The sequence below is a fragment of the Mycobacterium sp. E342 genome, assembly GCF_001667665.1.
Classification (GTDB): Bacteria; Actinomycetota; Actinomycetes; order Mycobacteriales; family Mycobacteriaceae; genus Mycobacterium.
This window is the reverse complement of the sequence record NZ_LZJM01000061.1, coordinates 1-1,967: the sequence shown is the minus strand read 5'-3', so window position 1 is coordinate 1,967 and position 1,967 is coordinate 1. Positions and strand designations below refer to the sequence as shown.

Here is a 1,967-nt window from a genome sequence, read left to right as displayed (position 1 = left end):
CGGATGAACAAGAGGGCCGAGGACCGGCAGCGCCTTGAACTCGGCCTGCCCACCGCCACCGTCGCCTCACCGCGCCGTATCGCCGAGCGTGGGTCACTGGAAATCCAGGCGTACGACGAGGTGTGTTTCCCCGGCCTGGCCGCCGAGTGGGCGAAATGGGGCGGCCAACGGCCGTTCGTGGGGTCGCTGACCATGGAGCTGACCACCGACGCCGACGACGAGGTGTTGTCCTGGATCGCCAAAGGCACGCCGCCGATCTGCTTCGGATTCGGCAGCATGCCGGTCGCCGAGTCTCCGGCGGACACGGTCGCGCTGATCAGTGCAGCGTGCGAGGAGCTGGGGGAGCGGGCGCTGGTGTGCTCCGGGTGGAGTGACTTCAGTGGGGTGCCGCAGTCCGACCACGTCAAGGTGGTGGGCGTGGTGAATTACACGAAGATCTTCCCCGCCTGTCGGGCGGTGGTTCACCACGGCGGCTCGGGCACCACGGCCGCAAGCCTGCGCGCCGGCGTCCCCACGCTGATTCTGTGGAGCTCGGCCGACCAGCCCTACTGGGGAAATCAGGTCAAGCGGCTCAAGGTGGGAACCGCTCGGCGCTTCTCGCAGACCACCGAGAAATCGCTTGTCGCGGACCTACGCGAGATCCTCGCCCCGGAATACGCGGCCCGGGCCCGCGAACTCGCCGGCCGGATGACCACCCCCGCCGAGAGCGTCGCCAAGGCCGCCGATCTCTTGGAGAAGGCCGCCCGGGAGAAAGCTTCCGGCTGAAGCGATTCTTAACGGGCCGGCTTGATCAGCAGGCCCTGTCCGGTGGGCAACGCGCAGATCTTCACGCCTAGTTCGTTCGCCACGGAATCCATAGCGGCGCGCTGCTCGTCGCGTCCCCGGTTGGCGTAGTCGTCGAGAAGCACGAAGGCCCCAGGTGTGAGCCGCGGCCAGAAATAGCGCAATGCGGCGACTTCCGGTGGGGCGCAGTTCATGTCGATATGCAGGTACGCGACGGCGGTCGCGTCAACCTCGTCGAGTGTCTCCGGAACCGCGCCGACGATGATGCGGTGGTTGTGCCACTCCGCAAAATTCGCACGGACGCTTTCGACTCCGCTGGCGTACATGCCGTTGCGCAGGTGATCTTCGCTGATTGCCAATGCCCCGGCCCGGCGTTCGTTCTCGGTGACGAACCGCGGGTCGAGTCCGGCGAACGTGTCGAGCAGGTAGAAGGTCTTCCCGAGCTGGTCCCAGTCCAGGTATTCCATGATGGCGCTGCTCAAGAACCCATAGCTGACGCCGCATTCGACGAAGTCGCCGTCGAGCTTGCTGGCGCTGGCCGCCGCCCACAGCCCGACGTGCACGCGCCACTGCCACTGATACCAGTCCTCTTTGCCCAGGGAGCGGGCCCCGCGCCGGTAGGCGCGCTGGAAGTCCGGATCATCCAGGAACGCGTGATAGTTGTTGAACGTGACCAGCGCGTCGTTGGCGTAAACGTCGGGAAGGATGGTCCGCGCGAGCCAGTACTCGGTGCGTACCCACCACATCCGCAGGCGGGTTCCGGTTGTCAGCCCTGTTGCCACGGCGGCAACCATAGCACTCGTGGACAGCTCATCCGCGACGAATTCGACGGTTCACCGGCTCGTCCGCCCTCGGGGCAAAGCTTTTGGTAGCCACGAACTTTCAAACTGGATACTCGGACGCGGTCTACTTGCGCCACAGCACGCCGGTGCCGTCGATCTCGACGATCTCCGCGGTCACGCCATGCTTTTCGCGGTAGTCCGTCACCGCTTGCTCGCATGCCTTGATCGCGTGGTAGTCGTCGACGATGCAGAAGCCACCGGGTGACAGCCGCGGATAAAGCGCATCGAGCGCCTGGATCGTCGACTCGTACAGGTCGCCGTCCAACCGCAGCACGGAGATGCGATCGATCGGCGCATCCTGCAGCGTGTCCTTGAACCAGCCCGGCAGGAAACGAACCTGGT

Annotated in this window: 3 protein-coding genes; 1 reads left to right on the top strand and 2 read right to left on the bottom strand. The window is 65.5% G+C overall.

The window, feature by feature from the left end; genetic code table 11:
- The coding region (locus tag A5692_RS02855) for a glycosyltransferase (protein ID WP_197514333.1) at positions 1 to 765 on the top strand (765 nt) is incomplete at its 5' end.
- An 8-nt stretch (positions 766 to 773) separates the two neighbouring features.
- Here A5692_RS02855 and A5692_RS02850 read toward each other — a convergent pair.
- A complete protein-coding gene (locus A5692_RS02850) occupies positions 774 to 1,577 on the bottom strand; it encodes a TylF/MycF/NovP-related O-methyltransferase (protein WP_068051806.1) in 804 nt (267 codons plus the stop codon).
- A gap of 112 nt (positions 1,578 to 1,689) precedes the next feature.
- On the bottom strand, positions 1,690 to 1,967 hold a 278-nt coding region (locus A5692_RS02845), incomplete at its 5' end, for a TylF/MycF/NovP-related O-methyltransferase (protein WP_197514331.1).